This is a genomic window from Collimonas pratensis (assembly GCF_001584185.1).
GTDB classification, from domain to species: domain Bacteria; phylum Pseudomonadota; class Gammaproteobacteria; order Burkholderiales; family Burkholderiaceae_D; genus Collimonas; species Collimonas pratensis.
On record NZ_CP013234.1, the window covers coordinates 5,258,541 to 5,282,476 of the forward strand.

Sequence of the window (23,936 nt, forward strand, 5' to 3'; positions counted from 1 at the left end):
CAACACCGTTGCGCAACAAGCTGCGCCCCTGGCAAGCATCGCGGCAGCAGCTTCATGGGCAGGAATTGCTCAGGCAGACAGGAAGCGCTGCAGGCGTTGCACGCCGTCTTCCAGGCGTTCCAGGGAACTGGCGAAACACCAGCGCACATAGCCCTCCCCTTCGGCGCCAAAGGCATTGCCCGGCGCCAGCCCGAGACCGGCGTCGCGCACCAGCTGCTTGCACAGCGCCAGGCTGTCGTTGACGCCGTCGACGCGGAAGAACAGATACATGGCGCCCTTCGGCCGCGGCGCGGTAATGCCCGGCAAGGCGTTCAAGCGTTCATAGAGAAAGTCGCGCGCCAGCCGGTAACGGGCCACGGTATTGCCGATGATTTCATCGCCGCGTTCGATGGCGACAATGCCGGCACGCTGCACAAAACCGGGCGCGCAAGAAGTGTTGAATTCGATCAGCTTGCCGAGATCCGGCATCAGCGCCGGCGGCGCCACCAGCCAGCCGAGCCGCCAGCCGGTCATCAGCCAAGACTTGGAAAAGCTGTTGGAGGAAATCACGCGATCGTCGGCATCAGCGATGTCCAGGAAAGAAGGAGCGCAGGGATGCGGCTGCTCGCTGTACACCAGCCGCTCATAGACATCGTCGGCGACGATCCAGATACCATGCCGGCGACAGTGCGCCAGCACGATCTCCTGCTGCGCTCGCGGCATCACCCAGCCGGTGGGATTGTTGGGCGAATTCAGCAGTACGGCGCGGGTGCCGGGCGTCAGCGCGCCCAGCAACTGCTGCAGGTCGAGCTCCCAGGTTTCGCCAAACTGCAAGGCCACGCGCACCACTTCGGCGCCGAGGATTTTCGGGATCTCGCTGACATTCGGCCACAGCGGCGTCACCGCCACCACGCGGTCGCCTGGACTGATGATCAGCTGCGCCAGCACCATCAGGGCGGAAACGCCGGAAGACGTGACCGCGATGCGGCCGGCGTCAATCGGCTGATGCAAGCTGGACAGATACTTGGCGATCGCTTCGCGCAAGGGTGGGATGCCGTAGTTGTGGGTATAGAAGGTATCGCCATCGTCCAGCGCCGCCTTGGCGGCATCGCGGATGAAAGCCGGCGTCACCTGGTCCGGCTCGCCGAACCAGAACGGCAGCACGTCGTTGCGGCCGATGCCGACATTGGCAACTTCGCGGATACGCGAGGCGCCCATTTCACGCACCAGGGCACGGGCAACTGCGGGATGATCCAGAGACATGGCAAGATCCGGTTAACGAAAACGAACTCCAAGTGTAGCCCAAAGTCTCATTTGGACGGCCGTAGGGTGGGCACAGCGTGCCCACGCGTAACCGCGATAACCGGAGTACGGACCCGTGTGGCGCCCAAGCAGGCATGTAACTGGAGAGTTCACGCGTGGGCACGCTGTGCCCACCCTACGTTGAATGCAGGTCAGCGCTTAGGCTGCCTTGCGTTTGGCGACGACTTTTTTGGGAGCCGCCTTTTTGGCCGCGGGTTTCTTGGCGGCCGGCTTCTTCGCTACCGCCTTGACTTCAGCGGCGTCATCTTCGGTTTCCACGGCCGCCGCCTTGGCCTTGCCCTTGGCGGGGGCCTTGGCTTTGCGCTCTTCAAACTCGAAGCTGACCTTGCCGTCCTTGCCCTTGACCAGGAAGGCCTTGAACGGACGGCGCGTGCGCTGCGAAATGAAGCCCGGCAGCAGATCGGTCTTGCCGTCGTTGAGCAGCTTGACCATTTGTTCCGGCAGGATTTCCTGCTGCAAGATGATGCGGCCGCTGCGGAAATCGCAAGCCTTCGGCTTGGCGACGGTTTTTTCGCAGACGTAGGCCAAGCCCATCTCGTACACGCCGCTGGCACATTTCGGGCAAGGGCCTAAAGCGGTCTGGCCGGTGAAATCGACGCCTTCGCCATCTTCGCCTTCGCCGTCATTCTGGCCGAAATCGAACTCCAGCTTGAAATTCTTGATTTCTTCGTCGCGGCTGATTTTCAGGATGGCGGCAAACGGCCGGCCCATCTTGGAACGGAAACCCTGCAGCGGACCGATGGTGCGCTTGGTCAGCAGTTCTTCCACTTCAGGAATTTCGAACTGGCGGCTACCTGGCGTCTTGCTCATCGAAAATTCGCACTTGGTGCAGGCGAAGCGGCGATAGTTTTCCTTGACCACGCTGCCGCAGTTCGGACAGGGCGCCAGCAAGGTAGCGTAGTCGCCCGGGATCGTATCGTTATCGTATTCCTTGGCGCGCTTGACGATGATCTGGGTCAGCTGCGCGATTTCACGCATGAACTCTTCACGGCTGATGGTGCCGCGTTCGATCTGCGACAGCTTGTGCTCCCACTCGCCGGTCAACTCCGGCTCGGTCAGTTCATCCACGCCGAGGCCGTGCAGCAGGGTCATCAGCTGGAACGCCTTTGCGGTCGGCATCATTTCCCGACCTTCGCGCAGCAGGTATTTTTCGTTCAGCAAACCTTCGATGATGGCAGCACGCGTGGCCGGTGTACCGAGGCCTTTGCCGGCCATTGCTTCGCGCAGGTCGCCGTCATCCAGCAGCTTGCCGGCGCCTTCCATGGCGGACAGCAAGGTCGCTTCCGTGTAGCGCGCGGGCGGCTTGGTGACCAGGCCGTTGGCGGTAATCTTGTCGGTCTTGACCTTCTCGTCCTTGGCCACGGCAACCAGCGTGCCGCTGTTCTCCGGATCCTTTTCATCCGCGGCTTCCTTGCCGTAGATCGCCAGCCAGCCCGGATTGGTCATGACCTTGCCTTCAGTCTTGAACTGATGGCCGGAGACTTCGGTGTAGCGGGTGGTGACCTGGAATTCGGCGGCCGGGAAAAACACGGCCATGAAGCGGCGCGTCACCAAGTCGTACAGTTTCTGTTCCGGTTCCGACAGATTCTTCGGCGCCTGCGTGGTCGGGATGATCGCAAAGTGATCGCTGATCTTGGTGTTGTCGAAAATGCGCTTGTTTGGCTTGACCCAGCCCTTGTTCAGGATCTGTGCAGCGAACTGCTGGTAGTTATTGTTTTCCGAAACCGTCTCCAACGCCTGCTTGACGGTGCTCAGGTAATCTTCCGGCAAGTGGCGCGAATCGGTACGCGGGTAAGTCAGCACCTTGTGCTTTTCGTACAGTGCCTGCGCCAGGCCGAGGGTGTTCTTAGCGGAAAAGCCAAAGCGCGAGTTCGCTTCGCGCTGCAGGCTGGTCAGGTCGAACAGCGCCGGCGCCATCGAGGTGGTCGGCTTCGACTCTTCCTTGACGTTGCCTAGCTTACCGCGGCAGGCAGCCACGATGGATTCGGCGGCAGCCTTGCTCCACAGGCGCTCAGCGCGCTTTTCCGGATCGTTCTCGTCCTTCTTGTGCGCGGTATCGAGCCAGCGGCCTTCGTAGATGCCGGCAGCGCAGACGAATTCGGCGCGCACTTCCCAGAAATCTCGCGGCACGAACTTCTTGATCTTCTCTTCGCGCTCGACCACGATCGACAACGTCGGCGTCTGCACCCGGCCGACGGTGGTCAAATAGAAACCGCCTTCTTTCGAATTGAAGGCGGTCATTGCACGCGTACCGTTGATGCCGATCAGCCAGTCCGCTTCGCTGCGACAGCGGGCAGCGTCGGCCAGCGGCAGCATGTCCTTGTCTTCGCGCAGATGGGTGAAGCCGTCGCGGATCGCGCCTGGCGTCATCGATTGCAGCCACAGGCGCTTGACCGGCTGCTTGGCTTTCGTATATTGCGCGATCAGGCGGAAAATCAGCTCGCCTTCACGCCCGGCGTCGCAGGCGTTGATCAGGGCGGTGACATCCTTGCGCTTGATCAGCTTGTTGAGCACCTTCAGGCGCGACTCGGTCTTGGCGATCGGGTTCAACGCAAAGTGCGGCGGGATCATCGGCAGATGAGTGAAGGTCCACTTGCCGCGTTTGACGTCGTATTCTTCAGGAACCGCGATTTCCAGCAAATGGCCGACGGCCGATGACAGGACGTATTCGTCGGATTCAAAGTACTCATCGTGCTTGGTGAAGCCGCCGAGCGTCTTCGCGATATCGTTCGCGACAGAAGGTTTCTCGGCAATGATGAGGGTCTTGCTCATAGTGTTGTCTCGAAAGTAGCGCGCATTATTTCAGCGCATTTTTTTGCTTATGCACGCCATGGCTTGTTTTTTAGCCATCGCGGCAATTCGGAATTTTGGTTGCCAGAGAGAAATTCTCTCATAATACACCAGACGATTTCGCTGCCAACTCCACGGCTGATAGCAACATCAGCACTGTGGCGGGCAAATATTGCGGCCAATGATAAGCGGGTTGCTGGAAAAGCTGCAAGTGCGGCTGCAAGTGCGGCTGCAAATGCGCAGGTCTGCCGCGCAGCTCTTCCGATATAGGGGCAGATGGCGCTCAGCGCGGCTAATGCAAGAGGCGCGGTTCGGGTTCGTCGTCTTCGTCGAGGAACAGCTCGTCGAACATCAAGCCGTCCGGCTCCTTGCCCTGACTCCATAGCACCATCAGCACGATCACCTTGAGTTTGTCGAGCGGAACCGGGGTCTCGCTGACGGTCAATGCACGCTCGATCACGATCTCGCGCTGCACAGGGTTGAGCATCTTGGCCGATTCCAGGAACTGGATGAATCCAATCGCGGCTATGCCCAGCACGTCAATTTCCTGCTGGGCGTAGATGCGGATGCCAAAGGAAAAAGAGGTTTGCTGCGGATACTTATCGGCGAATTCGTGATTGGCTTCCGCCAGATCCGTCAGCCAGCCGAGGGCTTTGGTGATCTCGTCTTCTTCAAAGCCGATCGCCGACAGCTTCTTGACCAAGGCCTCCGGTTCAGGGCAGGCATCGGGCCGATAATAAGTTTCATACAGATAAACGAGGACTTCAAACATGGTTCTACTGTATCGCTAAGGTAAGGGTGTGACAAGTAAAGTGCAACTTAACAATGAAATGCTTTACAACAATGTTGCAGCTTCGAGCGTCAGTATACGTATATTAGTATCGCAGGATTTGCGCAAAGCTGCGCGAAATCGCACATTAGACGTTAAATGCGTTACAGCAATATCAATCAAGGCGACGGTAAAGACCGCCGGGCAGAACTTCGATCAGGCCAGCCAGTTCCAGTGCCAGCAAACGGCCGTTCAAGCTGGCCGCGTCGCTGCTGCAGCGCGCTGCCAGCACATCGAAACTGACCGGATCATAGCCGAGCTGCCGTAATAATTTTTGATCGTCATCGGTTGCCTCTACAGTTGCCTCGACGGCGGCCTGGGTCTCATCACCAGCGCTGCCAGCCTCTGAGTTCGCCTGCCCCGGCGTGTGGAAAGACCGCAACTCTTCCAGGATATCCTGCGCCGACTCCACCAGCTTGGCGCCCTGCTTGATCAGTTGATGGCAACCTTTAGCCAGCGGCGAGTGGATCGAACCCGGAATGGCAAACACGTCGCGCCCCTGCTCGGCCGCCATGCGGGCGGTAATCAGCGAACCCGACTGGGCCGCGGCTTCCACCACCAGCACGCCGCGCGCCAGGCCGGAAACGATGCGGTTGCGGCGCGGGAAATTGGCCGCGATGCCGGGCATGCCCAGCGGATACTCGCTGACAATGCAGCCCGCTTCAGCGATCTGGTGCGCCAAGCCGCGATTGCGCGCCGGGTAAACGATGTCGGCGCCGGTGCCGATCACGGCGATGGTGCTGCCGGCTTCCGCATTGCCGGCTGCGCCGCGCAAAGCGCCCTGATGGGCGGCAGCATCGATGCCCAGGGCCAGGCCGGAGATGACGGTCAGGCCGCGCTGGCTAAGGATTTCCGCGAAGCGCTCGGCATTGGCGATGCCCTGCGCCGTCGCATTGCGGCTGCCGACCACCGCCAACGCCGGGCGTGCCAGCAATTCGACGCGCCCCTTCACATACAGCATCAGCGGCGGATCGCTGATGTCCAGCAACGCATGCGGGTAGTCGGCGTCCGCCAGAGTCAGCAAGCGGTTGCCCGCTTGCTGCAGCCATTCCAGGGTGCGTTCGATCAGCGCCAGGGTAGCGTCCGACGGCGCCGCCAGCAAGGCATGAGCGATGCGTCCGGGCACAACCTTGTGCAGGGCGGAGAATGAAGTGGAAAAGATGCTGGCCGGTAGGCCGAAGGCAGCCAGCAAGCGGCGCGCAGTTTCGGCGCCGACTCCGGCAGTCTGTTCGAGACGCAGCCAGGATGCCAACTCGTCGGCATCGATAGCGGCCCGATGGTGGCTCAGACTGGAGCCACCATCATCGTCGTGAAGATTTTCGTTGTTGACAGCAAAGACCCTTATTGTGGCGATCTGGCGGTGTCGCCGATATCGACCGTATTCTGGACTTCCATGATCAAGCCATACGAAATATGGTTGAACACGCGGAAGATGAACAGGGTACCGTATTGTTCGTCCGGCAGCTTGACCTTCTTGTTGTGATCGGCAGGATCCTTGATGGTCGCGCCCAGGCGGGACAACTGCAGCACCGTGCCGACGTCGATATTGTCAGCCCTGCCCTGATTGATGGTGGCGATCTGGTTCTGCGCTGCCGTGGCTACGCCGCCATAGATGGAGACGATGCGGGCGTCGACATTGCCTGCCGGCGCATGCGGCACGTAATTCAGGATCGGTTCGACCGGCCGCGGAATGATGCGGTCGCCGACCTGCATTTCTTCCTTGACGTCGACCACGCTGAAAGTTGCCGCCTCATCCGGCGTGCTGCCGCGGCGTTCAAGTTTCAAGGTGCCCAGGTACAGCGCTTCGTTGGCGATGACCTTGCCGCTGACCGGATCCTTGAGCGGATTGCCGGGACGGAATACCTGGAATGCAGTCGCATCCGCCAGGTCGCCGCGCACATAGGCTTTATCGCCCTTGCCCAGGTTCATGTGCCCTTCCTGTACTGCCACGATATGCGGTGCGCTTTTCAAGTCGTCGCCTTCGATGATCAGCGGCTGCGACAGGAAAGGGCCGATGGCATCGGTGGAAATGGTCGTAATCGCATCGCGGCCGATGCCTTGCACCCGCACTTGCGGCGACAGCTTGACCACGCCGGGTTCGCCGCTGGTGCTATTGCCCAGGCGCAGGCGGCCGTTGACGCGGTCGAAATACACGATCTGGCCTGGATAGATCCAGTGCGGATTGCGGATCTGGTCCTGATTCAGGCCCCACACTTGCGGCCAGCACCATGGATGTTGCAAGAAATGACCGGAAATTCCCCACAGCGTGTCGCCACGCACTACCACGTGCTGGTCCGGAGCATTCGGCAAAAACTCGCAGCGCATGGTCTTGACTGCCTGGGCGTGGGCCATGCTTGAAATGCCAAATCCGGTGCATAAAGCAAGAAGGAGTGCAGCTGTGCTAAACTTTTTCATATTGTTTCCGGTGAATACTGCGTTAAATTGGCGCCTGTACCCTGGAGCTTTTCGGCTCCCGGCCGGTTCGTCGCCACGGCATTTGATTTTGGTAAAGCAAAATAAAGCAAAAAACTTGCCATAGTGAATCAAATTTTGCCCATAATCGATTGAACTAGCAAGAGAAAACCCCTTCCAAACCGCCTAATTGTTACGTATTCAAGCATGTCCTTATTAAATATTCTTCGTTATCCCGACGTCCGCTTGCACAAAATTGCCAAGCCAGTGACAGTTTTTGACAGTCGGTTAAAAAAATTGATCGCCGACATGGCCGAAACCATGTACGAAGCGCCCGGCGTCGGCCTGGCTGCTTCGCAAGTCGATGTCCATGAACAGCTGGTGGTGATCGATACTTCCGATACCGGCACCGACCTGCGGGTTTTCATCAATCCGCAGATTCTCTGGGCCAGCGAAGAAAAGCAGATTTACGACGAAGGCTGCCTGTCGGTGCCGGGCGTCTACGATGGCGTCGAACGTCCTGCGCGCGTGAAAGTGCGCGCCCTGGACGCTGACGGCCAGCCGTTTGAGGTCGACGCCGATGGCTTGCTGGCGGTCTGCATCCAGCACGAGATGGATCACTTGCAAGGCAAGGTATTCGTTGAATATCTGTCACCGCTGAAGCGCAACCGCATCAAGGCCAAGATGCTCAAGGAAGAGCGCGAACAGAAACGCGACAAGCAATACGGTACAAGATAAGCATCTTTTCCATGTTGCGGGACAAACTGCAAGCAGCGCCCTGTCAACGGCTCTTGCAGTTTGTCCCGTAGTCATTTTGGCCACCCTTCCGTCTTCTCGCTCACCATGAAAATCATCTTCGCCGGTACTCCCGAATTCGCCGCCGTGGCGCTCAAGGCCTTGCACGACGCCGGCCACCAGATCGTGCTGGTCCTGACCCAGCCGGACCGCCCGGCCGGCCGCGGCATGCAGCTGCATGCTTCGCCGGTCAAGCAATTCGCACTCGATCACCAGATCCCGGTAGCGCAACCGGTATCGCTGCGACTGGATGGCAAGTACCCAGAGATCGCCAGCGAGGCGCATCAACTGCTGCAAGCGACGCCGCACGATGTCATGGTGGTGGCTGCCTACGGCCTGATCCTGCCACTCAGCGTGCTCACCATCCCACCGCGCGGCTGCCTCAACATCCACGGCTCGCTGCTGCCACGCTGGCGCGGCGCGGCGCCTATCCACCGCGCGATCGAAGCCGGCGACAGCGAGACCGGCATCACCATCATGCAAATGGACCAGGGCCTGGATACCGGCGCCATGCTGCTGATCGAAAAAATGGCGATTGCTGCCGACGACACCACCGGCAGCCTGCATGACAAGATGGCAAAGCTTGGCGGCGAAATGATAGTCGAAGCGCTGGTCCGCATGGAACAAGATGCGTTGCAGGCAACGCCGCAACCGGAGGAAGGCGTGACCTACGCCGCCAAGATCAGCAAGGAAGAGGCAGCGCTTGATTTCAAGCTGCCGGCAGAGATGCTGGAACGCAAGATACGGGCATTCAATCCCTTCCCCGCCGCTTCCGCTTCATTCGCTGGCATCACCCTGAAGCTGTGGCGAGCGCAAGCGATTAGCTCTGACAACAAGGCTGCTCCCGGAACCATCCTCAGCGCCGATCCGCAGGATGGCGTGGTGGTGGCTTGCGGCAGCGGCGCTTTGCGGATTACCGAATTGCAGAAACCGGGGGGCAAGCGCTTGCCGGTGGCTGAATTCTTGCGGGCTTTTCCGATGCAAGGCGGGCGATTTGGGTGAGAAGATAGAGCCCCGTTATCAGGCTCTATTATTTTTCCGCGAACTGATGATGTCAGAAAATGATGGCCAGCTATTCCACCATTCTGAAAAGTCGATAAGACTCAAAAATTCCGCCAACAAACATAGACGTCAGGACAGAAAACGCGATCTGGCTAAACAGGCCATCGATAACATATCGGTAATACACGGGCGCGCCCATCGCAAGTACAGCACACAATCTCCCAATTGCCATTTTGAGCAATGGATTGTCTCTCATCGAAAATCTTGTTCGGCAAGTAAGTCGACGTAGCGCACCCGTTTCAATAAAAAAATAGCAGATTGTAAGAAGCAACAACAGCAAAACAATTTGCGACTCTTTCTGAACAAGCTCCGGGTTCGTCAAACCCATATGGTAGAGGACCGCACCTATTGCAGCGGACAGTGTCAGCATCACCATATTCGTCAGCTTAAAGTAATTTTTAATGCTTTCTTGATCCATTTTCACTATTCAAAAAATACACACTTATCCGAAGCTGCCTGCACAAGAAACTCAGCCTAACAACAGGCATTCCAGATTCTGAGATCCGCTCCAGCTCGCTTGCGCCGCCAATGTAATCGGATGTTGAATCGTGGCAGCTTCAATACAAACAAAATGCTGATACGAATCCAATTTCAGATCGGCGATTCTCGCGCAACCGGTTTCCCAGGGATTCCACACCACCGCATCGGCAAACCCGGCCTGGCTTGCAATCACGCTGTGCTGGTGATCGCTCAAGGTGACCGGTTTGTCGACAGCGAAGTAAACGCGATCGACTTCTTCCCTGATATGCAGGACTTCCGCATCCTCTTGCTTGACGCGGCGCTCATCCATTGAATCCCGGTACTGATGCCCGGCGAGTCCATACACCGCAGCGGCGGCGAGCTGCGTGCTCAGGTAGGTATGCAAGGCGCAGGTAAATTCGAAAGGCTGATCTCCGGTATTGGTTACCAGCAGTTCTGTATTCAGCTCCTGCCCGGAAAACTCAACGCGCAATTCCAGAGAGAAGGCATGCGGAAATACGCTCCGGGTTTCCTCGGAATCGCTGAGACCCAGGCGGATCAAGCCGCTGCCGTCGATCTGGCGGGAAGTCTCCAGCAAGCTCCACAGGCTGACGCGCGCAAAGCCGTGCTTGGGCAACGGGCCTTCGTTGGAGAACTGCGGGAACACCACCGGTATGCCGCCACGAATGGCGCTGTCGTTGCGCCAGGAATTAAGCGGGCTCATGAACAGACGTTCGACGCCGTCCGGCGTGCACCATGAACAGATATGGGCGCCATGCAAACTCACTTTTACCTGCGCGCCGTCGGCAGAGCTGGCAATAAGGAAATCGTTGGTCGGTTGCGGATTTTCTGAATTCGGCAAAATCATCTCTCCTGTGGCTGTCCGCATATTATGCGCCAGAGCCACACATTTCTGAAGACCGATGCATCGATTCAGCCATCCCCATGACAATCATGCGTGTGGTTTGGGTACAGGCACCACCAGGCTGATGCCATGCTGGGTAAAGCCGAAATTTTCATAGAAGCGATGCGCATCCATCCGCTTCAGGTTGGACGACAGTGCGATCTTGTAGCAGCCCGCCTCGCCGGCGATCCGCACGGCATGATCCAGCATCACGCTGCCGATGCCCTGGCCGCGGCAGGCGCGGCTGATGACCACGGCATCCAGCACCGCCTGGCGGGTGCCTTCATGCGTCAGGCTGCAGAACGCCAGCATGCTGAAGGTGCCGACCGCGACATCGTCGGCAAACACCAGGTAAGCGCGGAAATAAGGATAGGCCGCCATCTCCGCCATGATCTTGCGAGCACCGGCCGCATCCAGCGTGGCTGCCCGAGCAGGGGTATCGTCCATCTCGGCCAGCAAGGCCACCAGGATATCGGCATCGTCAGGCGTGGCCTGACGCACTGTAACGTGCGGCAGGGAATGATCGGCGGTCATGGTTCTTTGCTCCATAGCGAAATATGCGAAAGGATAAAGACTATACCGAAAATTCCGCGCATGGAAAAATGACGGGGCGCCTGCAACGCAGGCGCCCCGTCATCGAGAAAAAACAGCAATGATTTAGATATTTAGATATTTAGATAAACAGTTTGCGCATACGCGACGACACCAGGTCGATCATGCTCACGGCCACCACGATCATGATCAGCACGGCACAGGTTTGTGCGTATTCGAAGCTGCGGATCACTTCCCACAGGATCACGCCGATACCGCCGGCGCCGACCATGCCGACTACCGTCGCCGAACGGACATTGGCTTCGAAGCGATACAGCACATAGGAAATCCACAGCGGCATCACTTGCGGCAAGACGCCGTAGACAATCTCTTCCAGGGCATTGGCGCCGGTGGCGCGGATGCCTTCGACCGGTTGTGGATCGATGGCTTCCACTGCTTCAGAAAACAGCTTCGACAGCGTCCCGGTAGTGGCGACGAACAGCGCCAGGACACCGGCAAACGGCCCCAGGCCGACCGCCACCACAAACAGCATGGCAAACACCATTTCATTGATCGCCCGTGCCGCATCCATCAAGCGGCGCACCGGCTGGTTGACCCAGGCTGGCGCAATGTTCGACGACGCCAGCAAGCCGCACGGCACGGCGCACACCACCGCCAGCGCCGTACCCCAGACGGCAATCTGTATCGTCACCAGCAGTTCTTGCAGGTAAGTGCGCCACTCGTGGAAGTCAGGCGGGAAAAAGCTGGCGGCGTAGGTGCCCATGTTGCCGCCGTCGCGCAGCAGTTCCAGCGGGCGCATGTCTGCGCCCTTCCATGACGCGATCAGGATTGCCAGCAGCACGCCCCAGAACAGCGTCCGGCCGATCGATTGCTTGGGCGGGACAGGAAACGTGGTTTGCATTTTCAGAGGTACGGAACTAGTCATTGCTTAGGATTTGGCCAGGTCGGACAATTTGCGGTTGATGTCGTCAAGCTTGGTCTTCTTTTCGTCGGCGCTCAGGTTCTCGTCGGCTTCCAGCTTGCCCTTTTGCTTGAACAGTTCCAGCTGGCGGATAGGATTCAGCTGGACATTGCTGGACTCGGCAAAGCCGCTGTATTGCAGCTTGGCCAGCTGCGCTTTTTCTGCCGCGGCGTTAGGACCGGTCTTGCCGTAGTTGACGAAAAAATCCTTGACCTTGGCCTTGACGTCGGCCGGCAGATCCTTGCGCCATACCAGCGGATCGGCAGCGATCAGCGGCGATTTCCAGACGATGCGCACTTCCTTGGCAACGGCAGGCTGACGCTCTTCGATGCGGTCCATGGTATCGGATGCAAACACGGCGGAATCGAGCTGCTTGTTGGCCACAGCCAGGATGTTGGCTTCATGGTTGGAAGTACGGATAACCTTGAATGCAGTTTTCGGATCAACATTGTTCTTGGCGAAGATATAGTAGTTCGGTAGCAGGAAACCGGAAGTCGAATTCGGATCACCGATACCGAAAGTCAGATTCTTGGAATTCTTCAGGACGTCTTCGATGCTCTTGTACGGGCTGTCTTTCTGTACGCCGACCAGGCTGTAATAACCCGATGTGCCATCCGGATTGACCACGTGTGCGAACACTTCACCGCTGGCACGGTCGACCGCTTCCATCGCCGACTTGTTGCCGAACCAGCCCATCTGCACCTTGCCGAAACGCATGCCTTCGATGATGCCGGCGTAGTCGGAGGCAAAGAAGCCGTTGACCTTGACGCCGATGCGCTTGCTCATTTCATCCAGCACCGGCTGCCAGTCCTGCTTCAGGTTTTGCGACGATTCGGTGGAGATGATGCCGAAGTTCAGTACTTTGGCGTCGTCGGCGTGCGCAGTCGTCGCCGCCAGCATCGCCAGGGTCATTGCGGCGCCGGAAAATAATTTTGCAAACATGATATGAAACTCCAGATGAGGATGGATGTGATTGGATAAGCTGGTGCGTGGAAACTGGAGAGGTTCAGGCGGCGACCGCCATTGCCGGGATGCTGTCGAACGGCGTCGGCACGGCGGCGGCCGGCCGGGTCAGGCTGTTGGAGCTGCCCAGGATGTCTTCCGCCTCGCTGCCGTACAGATCGCGCAGCATGGCTTCGGTCAAAGCGCTGGAGGGGCCGTCGTATACCACCCGGCCTTTGTGCAGCGCCACCGTACGCGGACAGAAACGCAGCGCCACATCGACCTGATGCAGGGAAACGATGACAGTGCTCTTGTCGCGCTGGTTAACGTCGGCCAGCGTTTGCATCACACGCCGCGCCGATTCCGGGTCCAGTGAAGCAATCGGTTCATCTGCCAGCACCACGCGCGCCTTCTGCACGATAGTGCGAGCGATCGCCGCCCGTTGCTGCTGACCGCCGGAGATCGCTGATGCACGCTTGTAGGCATGGTCGGAGATGCCGACACGCGCCAGCGCTTCCAGGCCGAGCGCTTTTTCTTCCGCGGTAAACAATTTGAAGCAGCTGCGCCAGAGCGGCATGCGCGACAAGCCGCCGGTCAGGACATTCGTCAGAACCGGCAAGCGGCCGACCAGATTGAACTGCTGGAAGACAAAACCGACGTTGGCGCGGACCGCGCGGATATTGCGATCGACCTGGCCGTCCTTCTGCACCGACTTGCCATCAATGGAAATCGTGCCGCCGCTGCTATCTGCCGCCATCAGGCCGGAAATATGTCGCAACAGCGTTGATTTTCCTGAACCGGATGCACCGATCAACGCCACCATTTCGCCTTGCGCGAAACGCAGACTGACATTGTCCAGAGCACGGAAACCGCCGCGGAACGTCTTTGATAAACCTTTGATTTCGACCATGATTGTTACCGCCATTACGCTTTTGAATGGCCGAAGTATTGCGGTCAAATATGTCAGGCGTATGAAAGTATTGTGACCATTCGATTACAAACAGCAAATTTGTAGACAATCTACAAGTCTGTTTTGAGTGGCTTGGTTACTGTTGGGAATTACTTTTTTACAGGAAAGAAAATCCGATTGGCCTGCACCCGGCTTGGGCAATGGTGCCGTGCTGAGCGCGGCGCAGCCTAGCGCTGCACCACAATCGGATTGACGCTGGTGCGCTGGCGGATCTGCTGCAGGATGTTGTCGGCATCGGAACGGCTGGTGTAAGGCCCTGCGTACAGGCGATACAGGCCGTTGACGGCGACGCTGTTGAGGGAGTCAACCAGGCCGGACAATTCCTGCATCAGGCGATTGCGGGCGCCATCGGCATTGGCTTGCTGGGAATAGGCGCCGAATTGCAGATAGAAGCCGCTGGCCAAAGTACTGTTGCCATCGCTCTGCGCCAAGGCGGGAGCGGTCGTGCCCGCAGGGGGGGATGACGGCGGATCAAGCAGCAGCGGTTGCGCCGTCAGCACCGGCATGTCCACCGATTCAGCGACCACGGTTGCCGGCGCGCTGTTGTCCCTGGCCGGCTCAAGCAGCGCTGGCGGCGTCGCCGCTGCCAGCGTGCCGTTCTGGCGCTGCTTGTTCATGGCGATGATATCCGCCGGCAGCAAACGCTCCACTTCCAGCTGGCCGCTGCCACTGCCGAGATAACCCAGCTTCAGCGCCGCCGTGTAAGACAAGTCGATAATGCGGCTGGAATGAAACGGCCCGCGATCGTTGACCCGCACGATCACCTGGGCGCCGGTTTTCAGGTTGGTGACCCGGGCATAGGATGGAATCGGCAAGGTCGGATGCGCGGCGGTCATCTTGTACATATCGTACAGTTCGCCGGACGATGTCTTTTGATTATGGAATTTCTTGCCATACCAGCTGCCGGTGCCGCGCTGCTTGAAAGGCTGGTCATCGGTCATCGGCGTATAGGTCTTGCCAAAAACAACATAGGGCTTGTTGCCGGTGCGCGAATAAGGTTCGATCGTCGGCACCGCATCCGGCACGTCCAGCAGCCCCTCAGGCGTGACATCGCCCGGACCGTCATCCTTGTAGTAGCCACCGCGGCCGGAGCCTGCTGCGGGCAGTGCAGGCCCGCCACGCACGCCTGCCGTCGTCTTGACCGGCGACGCCGAAGAGGAAGGCGCTTTCGGCGAGCTGCCGCAGCCGGCCAGGATCAGGGCCGCCAGCAATACGCTCGAGTAGCTCACCACGCTGTAGCCAGCGCTCGCCTTACGCTTTCCGCCCTGCTTGCCTAGCATGCACTCTCCCTATGATTCCGATGACTGCGGTACAGCCGTAATGGACCTGACTGCAGGCGCACAAGTTCAACCATGTTATGTCTGTATCAGTTTGCGATGACGCTGGATGCTCATCAGGATACCGGCTCCCAGGCCCAGGGTCACCAGCGCCGTGCCGCCATAGCTCATGAACGGCAAAGGTACGCCAACCACCGGCAAAATGCCACTGACCATGCCCATGTTGACGAACGCATAAGTAAAGAAGATCAGCGTGATGGAGCCGGCCAGCAGGCGCGTGAACATGGTTGGCGCATTGACCGCGATCATCATGCCGCGCCCGATCAGCAGCATGTACAGGAACAGCAGGACACCGTTGCCGATCAGGCCGAATTCTTCGGAAAACACCGCAAAGATGAAATCGGTGGTGCGTTCAGGGATGAACTCCAGATGCGCCTGCGTGCCTTTCAGCCAGCCTTTGCCGAAGATGCCGCCGGAACCGACCGCGATGGTCGACTGGATGATGTGGAAGCCTTTGCCCAGCGGATCGGAAGTGGGGTCGATCAGCATCATCACGCGCTGTCGCTGGTAATCGTGCAATACCGACCACAGCACCGGCAGGCTGGCACCAACCGCCACCGCCAGTCCAAGCAGCACGCGCCAGGACAGGCCGGCCAGGAAAATCACATAGAAGCCGGCCGCCAGCACCAGAGTACCGGTACCGAGGTCCGGCTGACGGATGATCAGGCCGACCGGCAAGGCCAGCAACAACGCCGCCACCAGGTAGTCGCGCCAGGTGATCATGCCTTCGCGCTTCTGGAAATACCAGGCCAGCATCAGCGGCATGGCGATTTTCATGATCTCTGACGGCTGGATGACCACGCCGAAATTGATCCAGCGGCGCGAACCCTTCTTGACGATGCCGAACAAGGCCACCGCAATCAGCAGCGCCACGCCTATCGTATAGATCGGCACCGCGAAGCGCATCAGGGTCTGCGGCGGTATGTTGGCGGCCACCCACATGATGACGAACGCCACCAGGATATTGCGCAACTGGTCTTCCACCCGGCCCGGAAAATCGATGCCGGCGGAATACAGCGTAACGATGCCGACCGACAGGATCAGGAACATGATCAGCGACAGCGCCGCATCGAACACCATGATGTGCGATTTGACGCTGCGCAGCCACGCGTATTTGTCGCCCAGGCTCATGCTGTTGCTTTCAGTTCGGTGACCATCTGTTACTCCCGATTTCCCGGGGTTACTTCGCCCGGCTTGTAGCTGTCGTCAGAACCGTCGTTCGGTTTGACGTCGGTTGGCGCCGGCCCGAGATCCTCATCGGCTGCGGCGGGCGATGTCACCGGCGCGGCAATCTTGCCGTTATCACCAGGTCGCTTGCCCAGCAAATAGAAATCCAGCGCCTTGCGCGCAATCGGCGCCGCCGCCGCCGCGCCGAAGCCACCGTTTTCGACAATTACGGCAATCGCTATGCGCGGCTTGTCGGCAGGTGCAAACGCGGTATACCAGGCATTGTCGGCCAAGCGGGTGTTATTGTGCCTCTTGTCGTATTTCTCGCCTTGTTTGATGCCTAAGACCTGGGCTGTTCCGGTCTTGCCGCCCGACTCATAACCGGCGCCGGCAAATATTGCTCGCCCGGTACCTTCGTGGGTAACCCCCACCATCGCTTTCTTGATGAAATCGACATTTTCCTGCTTCAGCGGAATACGGTAACTTTCCTTCGGGACAGTTTGTGTCCGCGTGCGCGTTGTGCCGTCTTCGATGATCTTTACCAGATGCGGTTTCATCACTATCCCGTCGTTGACCAAGGTAGCTACCGCATGCGCCATCTGCAGTGGCGTAAAGGCATTGAAGCCCTGGCCGATCCCAAGTGAAATCGTATCGCCTCCGACCCACTTCTGCGCCGCCACCCGTTTGTAGTATTTACGCTTCCAGTCAGTCGACGGCAATATTCCGCGCTGCTCATGCTCCAGGTCGATGCCGGTCAACTGGCCGAAACCGAACGGTTTCATGAAATCGTGGATGGTGTCGGGACCAAGGTCATTGGCCAGCATGTAATAATAGGTATCGCAAGATTCAACGATGGACTTGTACATGTCTACCCGTCCGTGGCCGCCTACCTTGTCGTCGCGGAACTGGTGCCCGCCGAGCATGAAATAGCCGATATCGTTAATGGCGAAAGAAGTGGTGCGCTTGCCCAGCTCCAGCGCTGCCAGCGCCATGAACGGCTTGTAGGTCGACCCGGGCGCATAAGTGCCGCTCATCGGGCGATTGATCAACGGGTGATCGGGCGAATTATTCAGTTCGTCCCAGCTTTGCTGATCGATACCTTCAACGAACAGATTGGGATCGAACGACGGCTGCGAAACATACGCCAGCACGTCCCCGGTGGATGGCTCGATCGCCACCAGCGCACCGCGGCGATCACCGAACGCCTCCTCCACCACCTTCTGCAATTCGATGTCGATCGACAGAATCAGGTTGTCACCCGGAGTCGCCGATACGTGCGACATGCTGCGCACTGCCCGGCCGCTGGCGGCAATTTCGATTTCTTCGTAGCCGGTGGTGCCGTGCAATTGCTTTTCGTAGCTCTTTTCCAGGCCGTCCTTGCCGATGTAGCTGGTGCCCTTGTAGTTGGCGGCATCGTCGCTGTCGTCGATGCGGTCGGCATCCTTTTGGTTGATGCGGCCGATGTAGCCGATCACGTGCGCCGCCACTTCACCCAGAGGATATTGGCGGAACAGGCGCGCCTGCACATCGATCCCGGGAAAGCGATAACGCTGGGCGGTGAAGCGCGCCACTTCTTCGTCGGTCAGGCGAGTACGGATCGGCAGGCTGGCGAAGCTCTTCGAATCTTCCAGCAATTTCTTGAAACGGCGCCGGTCTTTCGGCGTGATGCTGACTACCTGCGCCAGCTCGTCGATCACTGGATCAAGGTCGCCACGGATTTTCGAGCGGGTGATTTCCAGCGTGTAGGCAGAATAGTTGCGAGCCAGGATGACGCCGTTGCGATCCATGATCAGGCCACGGTTAGGCACCACCGGCACCAGCGAAATGCGATTGTCCTCGGCCTGGGCGGCGTAGGCATCGTGGCGCACCACCTGCAGCCAGACGAAGCGTGCGCACAGCAAGCCGAAACAGATCATGACGAACGCGATGGCAGCCGATATCCGCAGGCGGAAATGGCGTAGTTCGCGTTCGGTGTTTTTAAATTCAGTCATGGATATCAGCTACGATTCAGCACCAGCCGTGGCTGCCGATATATGTCAACAGACCCTAAATGGGGCGATTATCATCGCGATCGACCGCGCGCCGCTGCGGCGCCAGCAACAGCCATACCACCAGCGGCCACAGGGCCATGCTGACAAAGCTTTCGGCAAAATACAGCCAGCCTGGGAACTTGCCGTTGACGGACATGCGGATCACCAGCTGTATCAGCTGGGTAAGCAGCATCAGCGGCAGCACATGCAAGGCCTGGACGCTGACCGAGAACCACAGCACGCGACGATGGATCATGATCGCAAAATAGGACAGCAAGGTATACGCCAGGGCGTTCTGGCCGAGCAACGTGGCTTCGTGCACATCCATCAGCAAGCCCATGCAAAAGGCGATGCCGATGCCGATCTTGCGCGGCTGGTGAATGCTCCAGAACACCAGCACCAGCGCGACGAAATCCGGCACGCCAGGCCATTGGCCCCAAGGCAGCAAATTGAGCAGGAAGGCCAGCAGCAAGGTCATCGCGATGAATAGCGGATTGGCCGGCAACAGAATGTAGTGTGGACGCATCATCGGACGCCGGCTCCCTGCGGATTTTTACGGGCCGCTTCCGGGTTGGCTTCTTTCCCGGCATCTTTCGCAGCTTCCCTGGTCTTGTCGCGGGTGCTCTCGGTCAGGCGGCGCTTGCTGAGGATATCGGCTTTGCTGTTGGGAACGGCAGCTTCATCGTCAGGACGCACGATCGGATTCGGATCGACCAGCAAGATCAGCAATTGCGTGTGGCGATCAATGCCGGCCACCGGTTCGCACACGATGTGGGCGAAGGCATCGGCCGACTTGGTTTCAACCTGTATCACCTTGGCGACCGCAAGGCCGGCCGGATAGACGCCGTCGATGCCGGAGGTCACCAGCAGATCGCCCTTCTGGATATCGGCATTGGAAGACATGAAACGCAAGTCGAGATAGCCAGACTGGCCGCGGCCATAGGCGACGCTGCGCAAACCATTACGCAGCACCTGCACCGGGATCGCCTGGTCCTTGTCGGTCAGCAGCGTGACTTCCGAAGTAAAGGGGAAAACGCGCGTAACCTGGCCGACAATGCCGGCGTCGTCGATCACCGGCTGGCCGGTGGCGACGCCGTGCTGCGAACCGCGGTCCATGATGACCTTGCGCGCAAACTGATCACGGGCGTCGTAGAGGATTTCGCTCATGACCGATTTCACCGGCAGACGCTGCTCGGCGCCCAGCAGTTTGCGCAGCTGCGCATTTTCCGCCGCCAGCTGCTGCGCCTGCTGCAATTGCTGCGCGCGCTCGCCCTGCTTGCTGCGCAATGCCTGGTTTTCTTTTTCCACCGTCGACAGCGAAGAAAAATAATCGATCACGCGATTGCTGGCGTCGCGCGGCACCAGGGCCACCATCTGCAAGGGATAGAGCGCGGTGCCGACTGCCTGCCGCACCAGCAGCAGCGCGTGCACTTTTGAATCGGCAATCAGCAGCGCCAGCGCCAGCAGCGTGCATATCACCGCCTTGGCGCGGGCTGACGCGCCTTGCTTGAATAGGGGTGGTGGACTGTATTCCATCAGTAATGGACAGATTCTATTTGGTCGGTGGCTGGCGGTACAAGCACATCCATGCCGGTACCGTAGATGCAACAACGGGTCGTATGCACTGGTGCACCGACCCGGTTGCCGCTACCCACCCTCATGATCAAGCTGGCGAGGTGGGGTAAGCGTCGCATCAGTCTGGGTTACTCGTAAGAAAAGATCGAGCCCAGCTTGTCCATCCGCTCCAGCGCCATGCCGGACCCGCGCACCACGCAGGTCAGCGGATCTTCAGCCACAATCACCGGCAAGCCGGTTTCTTCCATCAGCAGACGATCCAGGTCGCGCAGCAGAGCGCCACCGCCGGTCAGCATCATGCCCTTCTCGGCGATGTCCGCGCCGAGTTCCGGCGGAGTCTGTTCCAGCGCGTTCTTGACGGCCGAAACGATGTTGTTGAGCGGATCGGTCAGGGCTTCCAGGATTTCGTTGCTGGAAATGGTGAACGAGCGCGGGATGCCTTCCGACAGGTTGCGTCCCTTGACTTCCATTTCACGCACTTCCGAACCCGGGAAGGCGGAACCGATTTCTTTCTTGATCGCTTCCGCGGTCTGTTCGCCGATCAGCATGCCGTAGTTGCGGCGGATGTAGTTGACGATGGCTTCGTCGAACTTGTCGCCGCCCACACGCACTGAACCCTTGTAGACCATGCCGCCCAGCGAAATGATGCCGACTTCGGTCGTGCCGCCGCCGATGTCGACTACCATCGAACCGGTAGCGTCAGAGACTGGCAGGCCGGCGCCGATGGCAGCGGCCATAGGCTCTTCGATCAGGAACACTTGGGACGCGCCTGCGCCCAGGGCCGACTCGCGAATCGCGCGACGTTCCACCTGGGTCGAGCCGCAAGGCACGCAGATGATGATGCGCGGCGATGGCTTGAACAGCTTGGTGTCGTGCACCATGCGGATGAATTGCTTGAGCATCTGCTCGGTGACGGTGAAGTCGGCAATGACCCCGTCTTTCATCGGGCGGATCGCTTCGATGTTGCCGGGAACCTTGCCCAGCATCTGCTTTGCTTCGCGGCCAACGGCCTGAATTGTCTTCTTGCCGTTAGGGCCACCCTGCTGGCGAATCGCAACAACCGACGGCTCATCCAGGACAATACCTTGATCGCGCACATAAATCAGCGTATTCGCGGTACCCAGGTCAATCGCCAGGTCATTCGAAAAGTAACTGCGTAAAAATCCAAACATGAATTGTTCCAATGCGCAACAATGGTGCGCTCAAACGTTTTTTAGGGGGGTGTCTAGTATCCGGCGCATGGTAAAGATCTATTACCTGCCGCATGGACGCAACATTCTACCTTATAATTTGACTCAACTTAGGGCGTATAGCGCTCAAAATGCTTGCTTTTTGCAAAAATCCGAGAAGTTTTTCGCAAGCAAACTATTAATTTTTTAACCACACTAGCAGCCGCGCCCCGTAGCGCGATCGAAAATCATGTCATTAGCCCTTTCCGACGTTAAGCGCATTGCCAATTTAGCACGCCTGGAACTCACCGACGGCCAAGCCGCCTCCACGCTGGATAAATTGAACGGTATTTTTTCGCTGGTGGAGCAGATGCGCGCGGTGGACACCACCGGCATCGAGCCGCTCAGCCATCCGATTGCCGCCATCCGCCACGATCTTTCCTTGCGCCTGCGCGAGGATGAAGTGACCGAGCCGAACCGGCGCGAAGAGTATCAAAAGGTTGCCCCGGCGACCGAAGACGGCCTGTACCTGGTGCCCAAAGTCCTCGAATAAGACATCGGCCGACGCTTGCCTGCACATGATGCAGGCGGCTTGTTGTCCGAAGCCTGACGGGCTATCACGCAAAGTTAATATTTAAAAGTACTCATGCATACCAAAACACTCAAGCAATTGTCGGTGCTGCTGCACGAAAAGAAAATTTCCGCCGAGGAATTGGCAAAACTGTACCTGGCCAGGATCCAGCAAAGCGACCTGAACGCTTTCCTCCACGTTGACCAGGAATTGACGCTGCAGCAGGCGCGCGCCGCCGACCAGCGCCTGGCGCACAACGACAGCACGCCGCTGACCGGCGTGCCGATCGCGCACAAGGATATTTTCGTGACGCGCGGCTGGCGCGCGACGGCCGGTTCGAAGATGCTGGAAAACTACACCAGCCCGTTCGACGCTACCGTAGTGGAGCATTTCAACAACGCCGGCATGGTCAACCTCGGCAAGCTGAACTGCGATGAATTCGCCATGGGTTCTTCTAACGAAAACTCGTATTTCGGCGCGGTCAAGAATCCCTGGGACAAGACAGCGATTCCGGGCGGCTCCTCCGGCGGTTCGGCCGCCGCGGTAGCGGCGCGCCTGACCCCGGCCGCCACCGCTACCGACACCGGCGGCTCGATCCGCCAGCCGGCCTCGCTGTGCGGCGTGACCGGCATCAAGCCGACCTACGGCAGTGTGTCGCGCTTTGGCATGATCGCCTTCGCTTCGTCGCTGGACCAGGCCGGCCCGATTGCCCAGACCGCGGAAGACTGCGCACTGCTGCTGAACGCCATGACCGGTTTCGATCCACGCGATTCGACTAGCCTGGAACGGCCCAAAGAAGATTTCAGCCGCGATCTGGAAAAGGATTTGAAGGGCTTGCGGATTGGCATTCCGCGCGAATACTTCAGCAGCGGCCTGGCGCCGGACGTCGAGCAAGCTGTGCGCGCGGCGCTGGCCGAGTACGAAAAGCTGGGCGCCACGCTGGTCGATATTTCGCTGCCGAAAACCGAACTCTCGATCCCAGTCTATTACGTCATCGCACCAGCGGAAGCGTCGTCCAACCTGAGCCGTTTCGACGGCGTCCGCTATGGTCATCGCGCAGCCGATTACAAGGACCTGGCCGACATGTACAAGAAGTCGCGCGCGGAAGGTTTCGGCGAAGAAGTGAAGCGCCGCATCCTAGTCGGCGCCTATGTGCTGTCGCACGGCTACTACGACGCATACTACCTGCAGGCGCAAAAAATCCGCCGCCTGATCGCCGAAGATTTCCAGAATGCGCTGAGCGGCCCGAACCGCCAGTGCGACGTCATCATGGGGCCGGTATCGCCGACCGTGGCCTGGGATCTGGGCGCCAAGGCCAACGATCCGGTCGCCAACTACCTGGCCGATATCTACACGCTGTCAACCAGCCTGGCAGGCTTGCCAGGCATGTCGATACCCTGCGGCTTCGGCCAGGGCGAGAAGAATGCACGGCGTCCGGTCGGATTGCAGATCATCGGCAATTACTACGATGAAGCCAAGCTGCTCAATGTCGCGCACCAGTTCCAGCGCGTCACCGACTGGCATCAGCGCACGCCTGGCTGACGAAGGCGCGCCATGCTATCGACCATGCGAAGCGGCGTTCGGCGCCATAGCGCTCTGCTGCTGTTCATTCTGGGCGCGGCACTGTTGACGCCGCTCAGCCAGGCGCAGCAGTTGCAGACCAAGTTCGGCTGCAACATGACGCGCGATGAAGATGGCGAGAAAGTGATTTATGGCGATACCGGCGAATTCAAGCTGGATGGCGAGCGCATCGAAGCCTTGCGCTGGGAATCGGCGCTGTACCGGCCGACCCACGGCTTCGAATGCAGCATCGACACCAGCGACGATCCGCAAGCTGAAGTGGAGCAGGACGGCGACAAAAGCAACTGGCGCATCACTTTGAAAGATCCAGTCGCCGCCCGTCATCAGCGCGGCTACGATTTTTATAATCACGGCATGAATTGCAGCATCCGCCTGCAGCGCGACGGCGACAAATTGCATGTGATACCGAGCTGCCCGGCGCTGTGCGGCTCACGCGGAAATTTTACGGAACTGTCGGTGGATTTGAAGACCGGCGAGTGTAGTTATAAATAATATTTGGGGACAGAGCTGCCCGGGTAGGGTTTAAGA

The 23,936-nt window shown here is 58.9% G+C and carries 22 protein-coding genes; 5 read left to right on the forward strand and 17 right to left on the reverse strand.

The features are described from left to right. Positions 1–69: 69 nt before the first annotated feature. From CPter91_RS23430 to CPter91_RS23450, 5 genes are all read right to left on the reverse strand, one after another. The gene (locus tag CPter91_RS23430) at positions 70–1,242 is read right to left on the reverse strand and encodes a pyridoxal phosphate-dependent aminotransferase (protein ID WP_061944925.1); all 1,173 of its coding nucleotides are present in this window, start codon (positions 1,240–1,242) and stop codon (positions 70–72) included. Positions 1,243–1,440: 198 nt separating this feature from the next. Next, the gene (locus tag CPter91_RS23435) at positions 1,441–4,074 is read right to left on the reverse strand and encodes a DNA topoisomerase III (protein ID WP_061944927.1); all 2,634 of its coding nucleotides are present in this window, start codon (positions 4,072–4,074) and stop codon (positions 1,441–1,443) included. Positions 4,075–4,384: 310 nt separating this feature from the next. Continuing rightward, positions 4,385–4,864 (reverse strand): Smg family protein, encoded by a 480-nt coding sequence (locus CPter91_RS23440; protein WP_061944929.1) that lies wholly within the window; start codon positions 4,862–4,864, stop codon positions 4,385–4,387. Positions 4,865–5,036: 172 nt separating this feature from the next. Next, complete coding sequence (gene dprA / locus CPter91_RS23445) at positions 5,037–6,173, reverse strand: DNA-processing protein DprA (RefSeq protein WP_417924828.1); 1,137 nt, start codon at positions 6,171–6,173, stop codon at positions 5,037–5,039. Between the two features lie 89 nt (positions 6,174–6,262). Next, complete coding sequence (locus tag CPter91_RS23450; protein ID WP_061944934.1) at positions 6,263–7,336, reverse strand: LysM peptidoglycan-binding domain-containing protein; 1,074 nt, start codon at positions 7,334–7,336, stop codon at positions 6,263–6,265. 204 nt (positions 7,337–7,540) lie between these two features. Here CPter91_RS23450 and def point away from each other — a divergent pair, with 204 nt between their 5' ends. Both def and fmt read left to right on the forward strand, forming a co-directional pair. Further along, on the forward strand, positions 7,541–8,071 hold the full coding sequence (gene def / locus CPter91_RS23455) for a peptide deformylase (RefSeq protein WP_061944935.1): 531 nt from the start codon (positions 7,541–7,543) through the stop codon (positions 8,069–8,071). A 105-nt stretch (positions 8,072–8,176) separates the two neighbouring features. Next, on the forward strand, positions 8,177–9,130 hold the full coding sequence (fmt, locus tag CPter91_RS23460) for a methionyl-tRNA formyltransferase (RefSeq protein ID WP_061944943.1): 954 nt from the start codon (positions 8,177–8,179) through the stop codon (positions 9,128–9,130). Positions 9,131–9,200: 70 nt separating this feature from the next. Here the strand turns inward: fmt and CPter91_RS23465 are convergent, their stop codons facing one another. From CPter91_RS23465 to CPter91_RS23520, 12 genes are all read right to left on the reverse strand, one after another. Further along, positions 9,201–9,608, reverse strand: a complete 408-nt coding sequence (locus CPter91_RS23465) for a hypothetical protein (protein WP_061944946.1) — start codon at positions 9,606–9,608, stop codon at positions 9,201–9,203. Positions 9,609–9,659: 51 nt separating this feature from the next. Next, the gene (locus CPter91_RS23470) at positions 9,660–10,511 is read right to left on the reverse strand and encodes a D-hexose-6-phosphate mutarotase (protein WP_167595214.1); all 852 of its coding nucleotides are present in this window, start codon (positions 10,509–10,511) and stop codon (positions 9,660–9,662) included. A gap of 90 nt (positions 10,512–10,601) precedes the next feature. Then, a complete protein-coding gene (locus CPter91_RS23475) occupies positions 10,602–11,087 on the reverse strand; it encodes a GNAT family N-acetyltransferase (RefSeq protein ID WP_061944951.1) in 486 nt (161 codons plus the stop codon). A 139-nt stretch (positions 11,088–11,226) separates the two neighbouring features. Then, on the reverse strand, positions 11,227–12,006 hold the full coding sequence (gene phnE / locus CPter91_RS23480; protein WP_414649086.1) for a phosphonate ABC transporter, permease protein PhnE: 780 nt from the start codon (positions 12,004–12,006) through the stop codon (positions 11,227–11,229). A 27-nt stretch (positions 12,007–12,033) separates the two neighbouring features. Then, on the reverse strand, positions 12,034–13,008 hold the full coding sequence (gene phnD / locus CPter91_RS23485) for a phosphonate ABC transporter substrate-binding protein (protein WP_061944954.1): 975 nt from the start codon (positions 13,006–13,008) through the stop codon (positions 12,034–12,036). A gap of 64 nt (positions 13,009–13,072) precedes the next feature. Then, positions 13,073–13,918 carry a phosphonate ABC transporter ATP-binding protein gene (gene phnC, locus CPter91_RS23490; protein ID WP_236905896.1) on the reverse strand — a complete coding sequence of 282 codons (846 nt, stop codon included), beginning with the start codon at positions 13,916–13,918 and terminating at the stop codon, positions 13,073–13,075. 227 nt (positions 13,919–14,145) lie between these two features. Beyond that, positions 14,146–15,258, reverse strand: a complete 1,113-nt coding sequence (locus CPter91_RS23495; RefSeq protein WP_061944960.1) for a septal ring lytic transglycosylase RlpA family protein — start codon at positions 15,256–15,258, stop codon at positions 14,146–14,148. Positions 15,259–15,333: 75 nt separating this feature from the next. Further along, positions 15,334–16,446 (reverse strand): rod shape-determining protein RodA, encoded by a 1,113-nt coding sequence (gene rodA / locus CPter91_RS23500; protein ID WP_061944963.1) that lies wholly within the window; start codon positions 16,444–16,446, stop codon positions 15,334–15,336. Between the two features lie 29 nt (positions 16,447–16,475). Beyond that, the gene (mrdA, locus tag CPter91_RS23505) at positions 16,476–18,473 is read right to left on the reverse strand and encodes a penicillin-binding protein 2 (protein WP_061944966.1); all 1,998 of its coding nucleotides are present in this window, start codon (positions 18,471–18,473) and stop codon (positions 16,476–16,478) included. Positions 18,474–18,528: 55 nt separating this feature from the next. Further along, on the reverse strand, positions 18,529–19,041 hold the full coding sequence (mreD, locus tag CPter91_RS23510) for a rod shape-determining protein MreD (RefSeq protein WP_061944972.1): 513 nt from the start codon (positions 19,039–19,041) through the stop codon (positions 18,529–18,531). Next, positions 19,038–20,048 (reverse strand): rod shape-determining protein MreC, encoded by a 1,011-nt coding sequence (mreC, locus tag CPter91_RS23515; protein WP_061944975.1) that lies wholly within the window; start codon positions 20,046–20,048, stop codon positions 19,038–19,040. The genes mreD and mreC overlap by 4 nt, the downstream gene beginning before the upstream one ends. A gap of 167 nt (positions 20,049–20,215) precedes the next feature. Further along, a complete protein-coding gene (locus CPter91_RS23520) occupies positions 20,216–21,259 on the reverse strand; it encodes a rod shape-determining protein (RefSeq protein WP_041742639.1) in 1,044 nt (347 codons plus the stop codon). A gap of 247 nt (positions 21,260–21,506) precedes the next feature. Between CPter91_RS23520 and gatC the strand changes: the two genes are divergently transcribed. The 3 genes from gatC (at position 21,507) to CPter91_RS23535 (ending at position 23,900) form a co-directional block, all read left to right on the forward strand. Next, positions 21,507–21,809: an Asp-tRNA(Asn)/Glu-tRNA(Gln) amidotransferase subunit GatC gene (gatC, locus tag CPter91_RS23525; RefSeq protein WP_061944978.1), complete on the forward strand. Its 303-nt coding sequence runs from the start codon at positions 21,507–21,509 to the stop codon at positions 21,807–21,809. A gap of 93 nt (positions 21,810–21,902) precedes the next feature. Continuing rightward, positions 21,903–23,369: an Asp-tRNA(Asn)/Glu-tRNA(Gln) amidotransferase subunit GatA gene (gatA, locus tag CPter91_RS23530; RefSeq protein ID WP_061944981.1), complete on the forward strand. Its 1,467-nt coding sequence runs from the start codon at positions 21,903–21,905 to the stop codon at positions 23,367–23,369. A gap of 24 nt (positions 23,370–23,393) precedes the next feature. After that, positions 23,394–23,900 carry a hypothetical protein gene (locus CPter91_RS23535; RefSeq protein WP_236905897.1) on the forward strand — a complete coding sequence of 169 codons (507 nt, stop codon included), beginning with the start codon at positions 23,394–23,396 and terminating at the stop codon, positions 23,898–23,900. The last annotated feature ends 36 nt before the right edge of the window (positions 23,901–23,936 follow it).

Bases quoted from the DNA above. Each gene is read 5' to 3' on its own strand.
- CPter91_RS23430 (WP_061944925.1), bottom strand. From the start codon at position 1,242: ATGTCTCTGGATCATCCCGCAGTTGCCCGTGCCCTGGTGCGTGAAATG.
- CPter91_RS23435 (WP_061944927.1), bottom strand. From the start codon at position 4,074: ATGAGCAAGACCCTCATCATTGCCGAGAAACCTTCTGTCGCGAACGAT.
- CPter91_RS23440 (WP_061944929.1), bottom strand. From the start codon at position 4,864: ATGTTTGAAGTCCTCGTTTATCTGTATGAAACTTATTATCGGCCCGAT.
- CPter91_RS23450 (WP_061944934.1), bottom strand. From the start codon at position 7,336: ATGAAAAAGTTTAGCACAGCTGCACTCCTTCTTGCTTTATGCACCGGA.
- def (WP_061944935.1), top strand. From the start codon at position 7,541: ATGTCCTTATTAAATATTCTTCGTTATCCCGACGTCCGCTTGCACAAA.
- fmt (WP_061944943.1), top strand. From the start codon at position 8,177: ATGAAAATCATCTTCGCCGGTACTCCCGAATTCGCCGCCGTGGCGCTC.
- CPter91_RS23465 (WP_061944946.1), bottom strand. From the start codon at position 9,608: ATGGATCAAGAAAGCATTAAAAATTACTTTAAGCTGACGAATATGGTG.
- CPter91_RS23475 (WP_061944951.1), bottom strand. From the start codon at position 11,087: ATGACCGCCGATCATTCCCTGCCGCACGTTACAGTGCGTCAGGCCACG.
- phnE (WP_414649086.1), bottom strand. From the start codon at position 12,006: ATGCAAACCACGTTTCCTGTCCCGCCCAAGCAATCGATCGGCCGGACG.
- phnD (WP_061944954.1), bottom strand. From the start codon at position 13,008: ATGTTTGCAAAATTATTTTCCGGCGCCGCAATGACCCTGGCGATGCTG.
- phnC (WP_236905896.1), bottom strand. From the start codon at position 13,918: ATGGTCGAAATCAAAGGTTTATCAAAGACGTTCCGCGGCGGTTTCCGT.
- CPter91_RS23495 (WP_061944960.1), bottom strand. From the start codon at position 15,258: ATGCTAGGCAAGCAGGGCGGAAAGCGTAAGGCGAGCGCTGGCTACAGC.
- rodA (WP_061944963.1), bottom strand. From the start codon at position 16,446: ATGAGCCTGGGCGACAAATACGCGTGGCTGCGCAGCGTCAAATCGCAC.
- mrdA (WP_061944966.1), bottom strand. From the start codon at position 18,473: ATGACTGAATTTAAAAACACCGAACGCGAACTACGCCATTTCCGCCTG.
- mreD (WP_061944972.1), bottom strand. From the start codon at position 19,041: ATGATGCGTCCACACTACATTCTGTTGCCGGCCAATCCGCTATTCATC.
- mreC (WP_061944975.1), bottom strand. From the start codon at position 20,048: ATGGAATACAGTCCACCACCCCTATTCAAGCAAGGCGCGTCAGCCCGC.
- CPter91_RS23520 (WP_041742639.1), bottom strand. From the start codon at position 21,259: ATGTTTGGATTTTTACGCAGTTACTTTTCGAATGACCTGGCGATTGAC.
- gatC (WP_061944978.1), top strand. From the start codon at position 21,507: ATGTCATTAGCCCTTTCCGACGTTAAGCGCATTGCCAATTTAGCACGC.
- gatA (WP_061944981.1), top strand. From the start codon at position 21,903: ATGCATACCAAAACACTCAAGCAATTGTCGGTGCTGCTGCACGAAAAG.
- CPter91_RS23535 (WP_236905897.1), top strand. From the start codon at position 23,394: ATGCGAAGCGGCGTTCGGCGCCATAGCGCTCTGCTGCTGTTCATTCTG.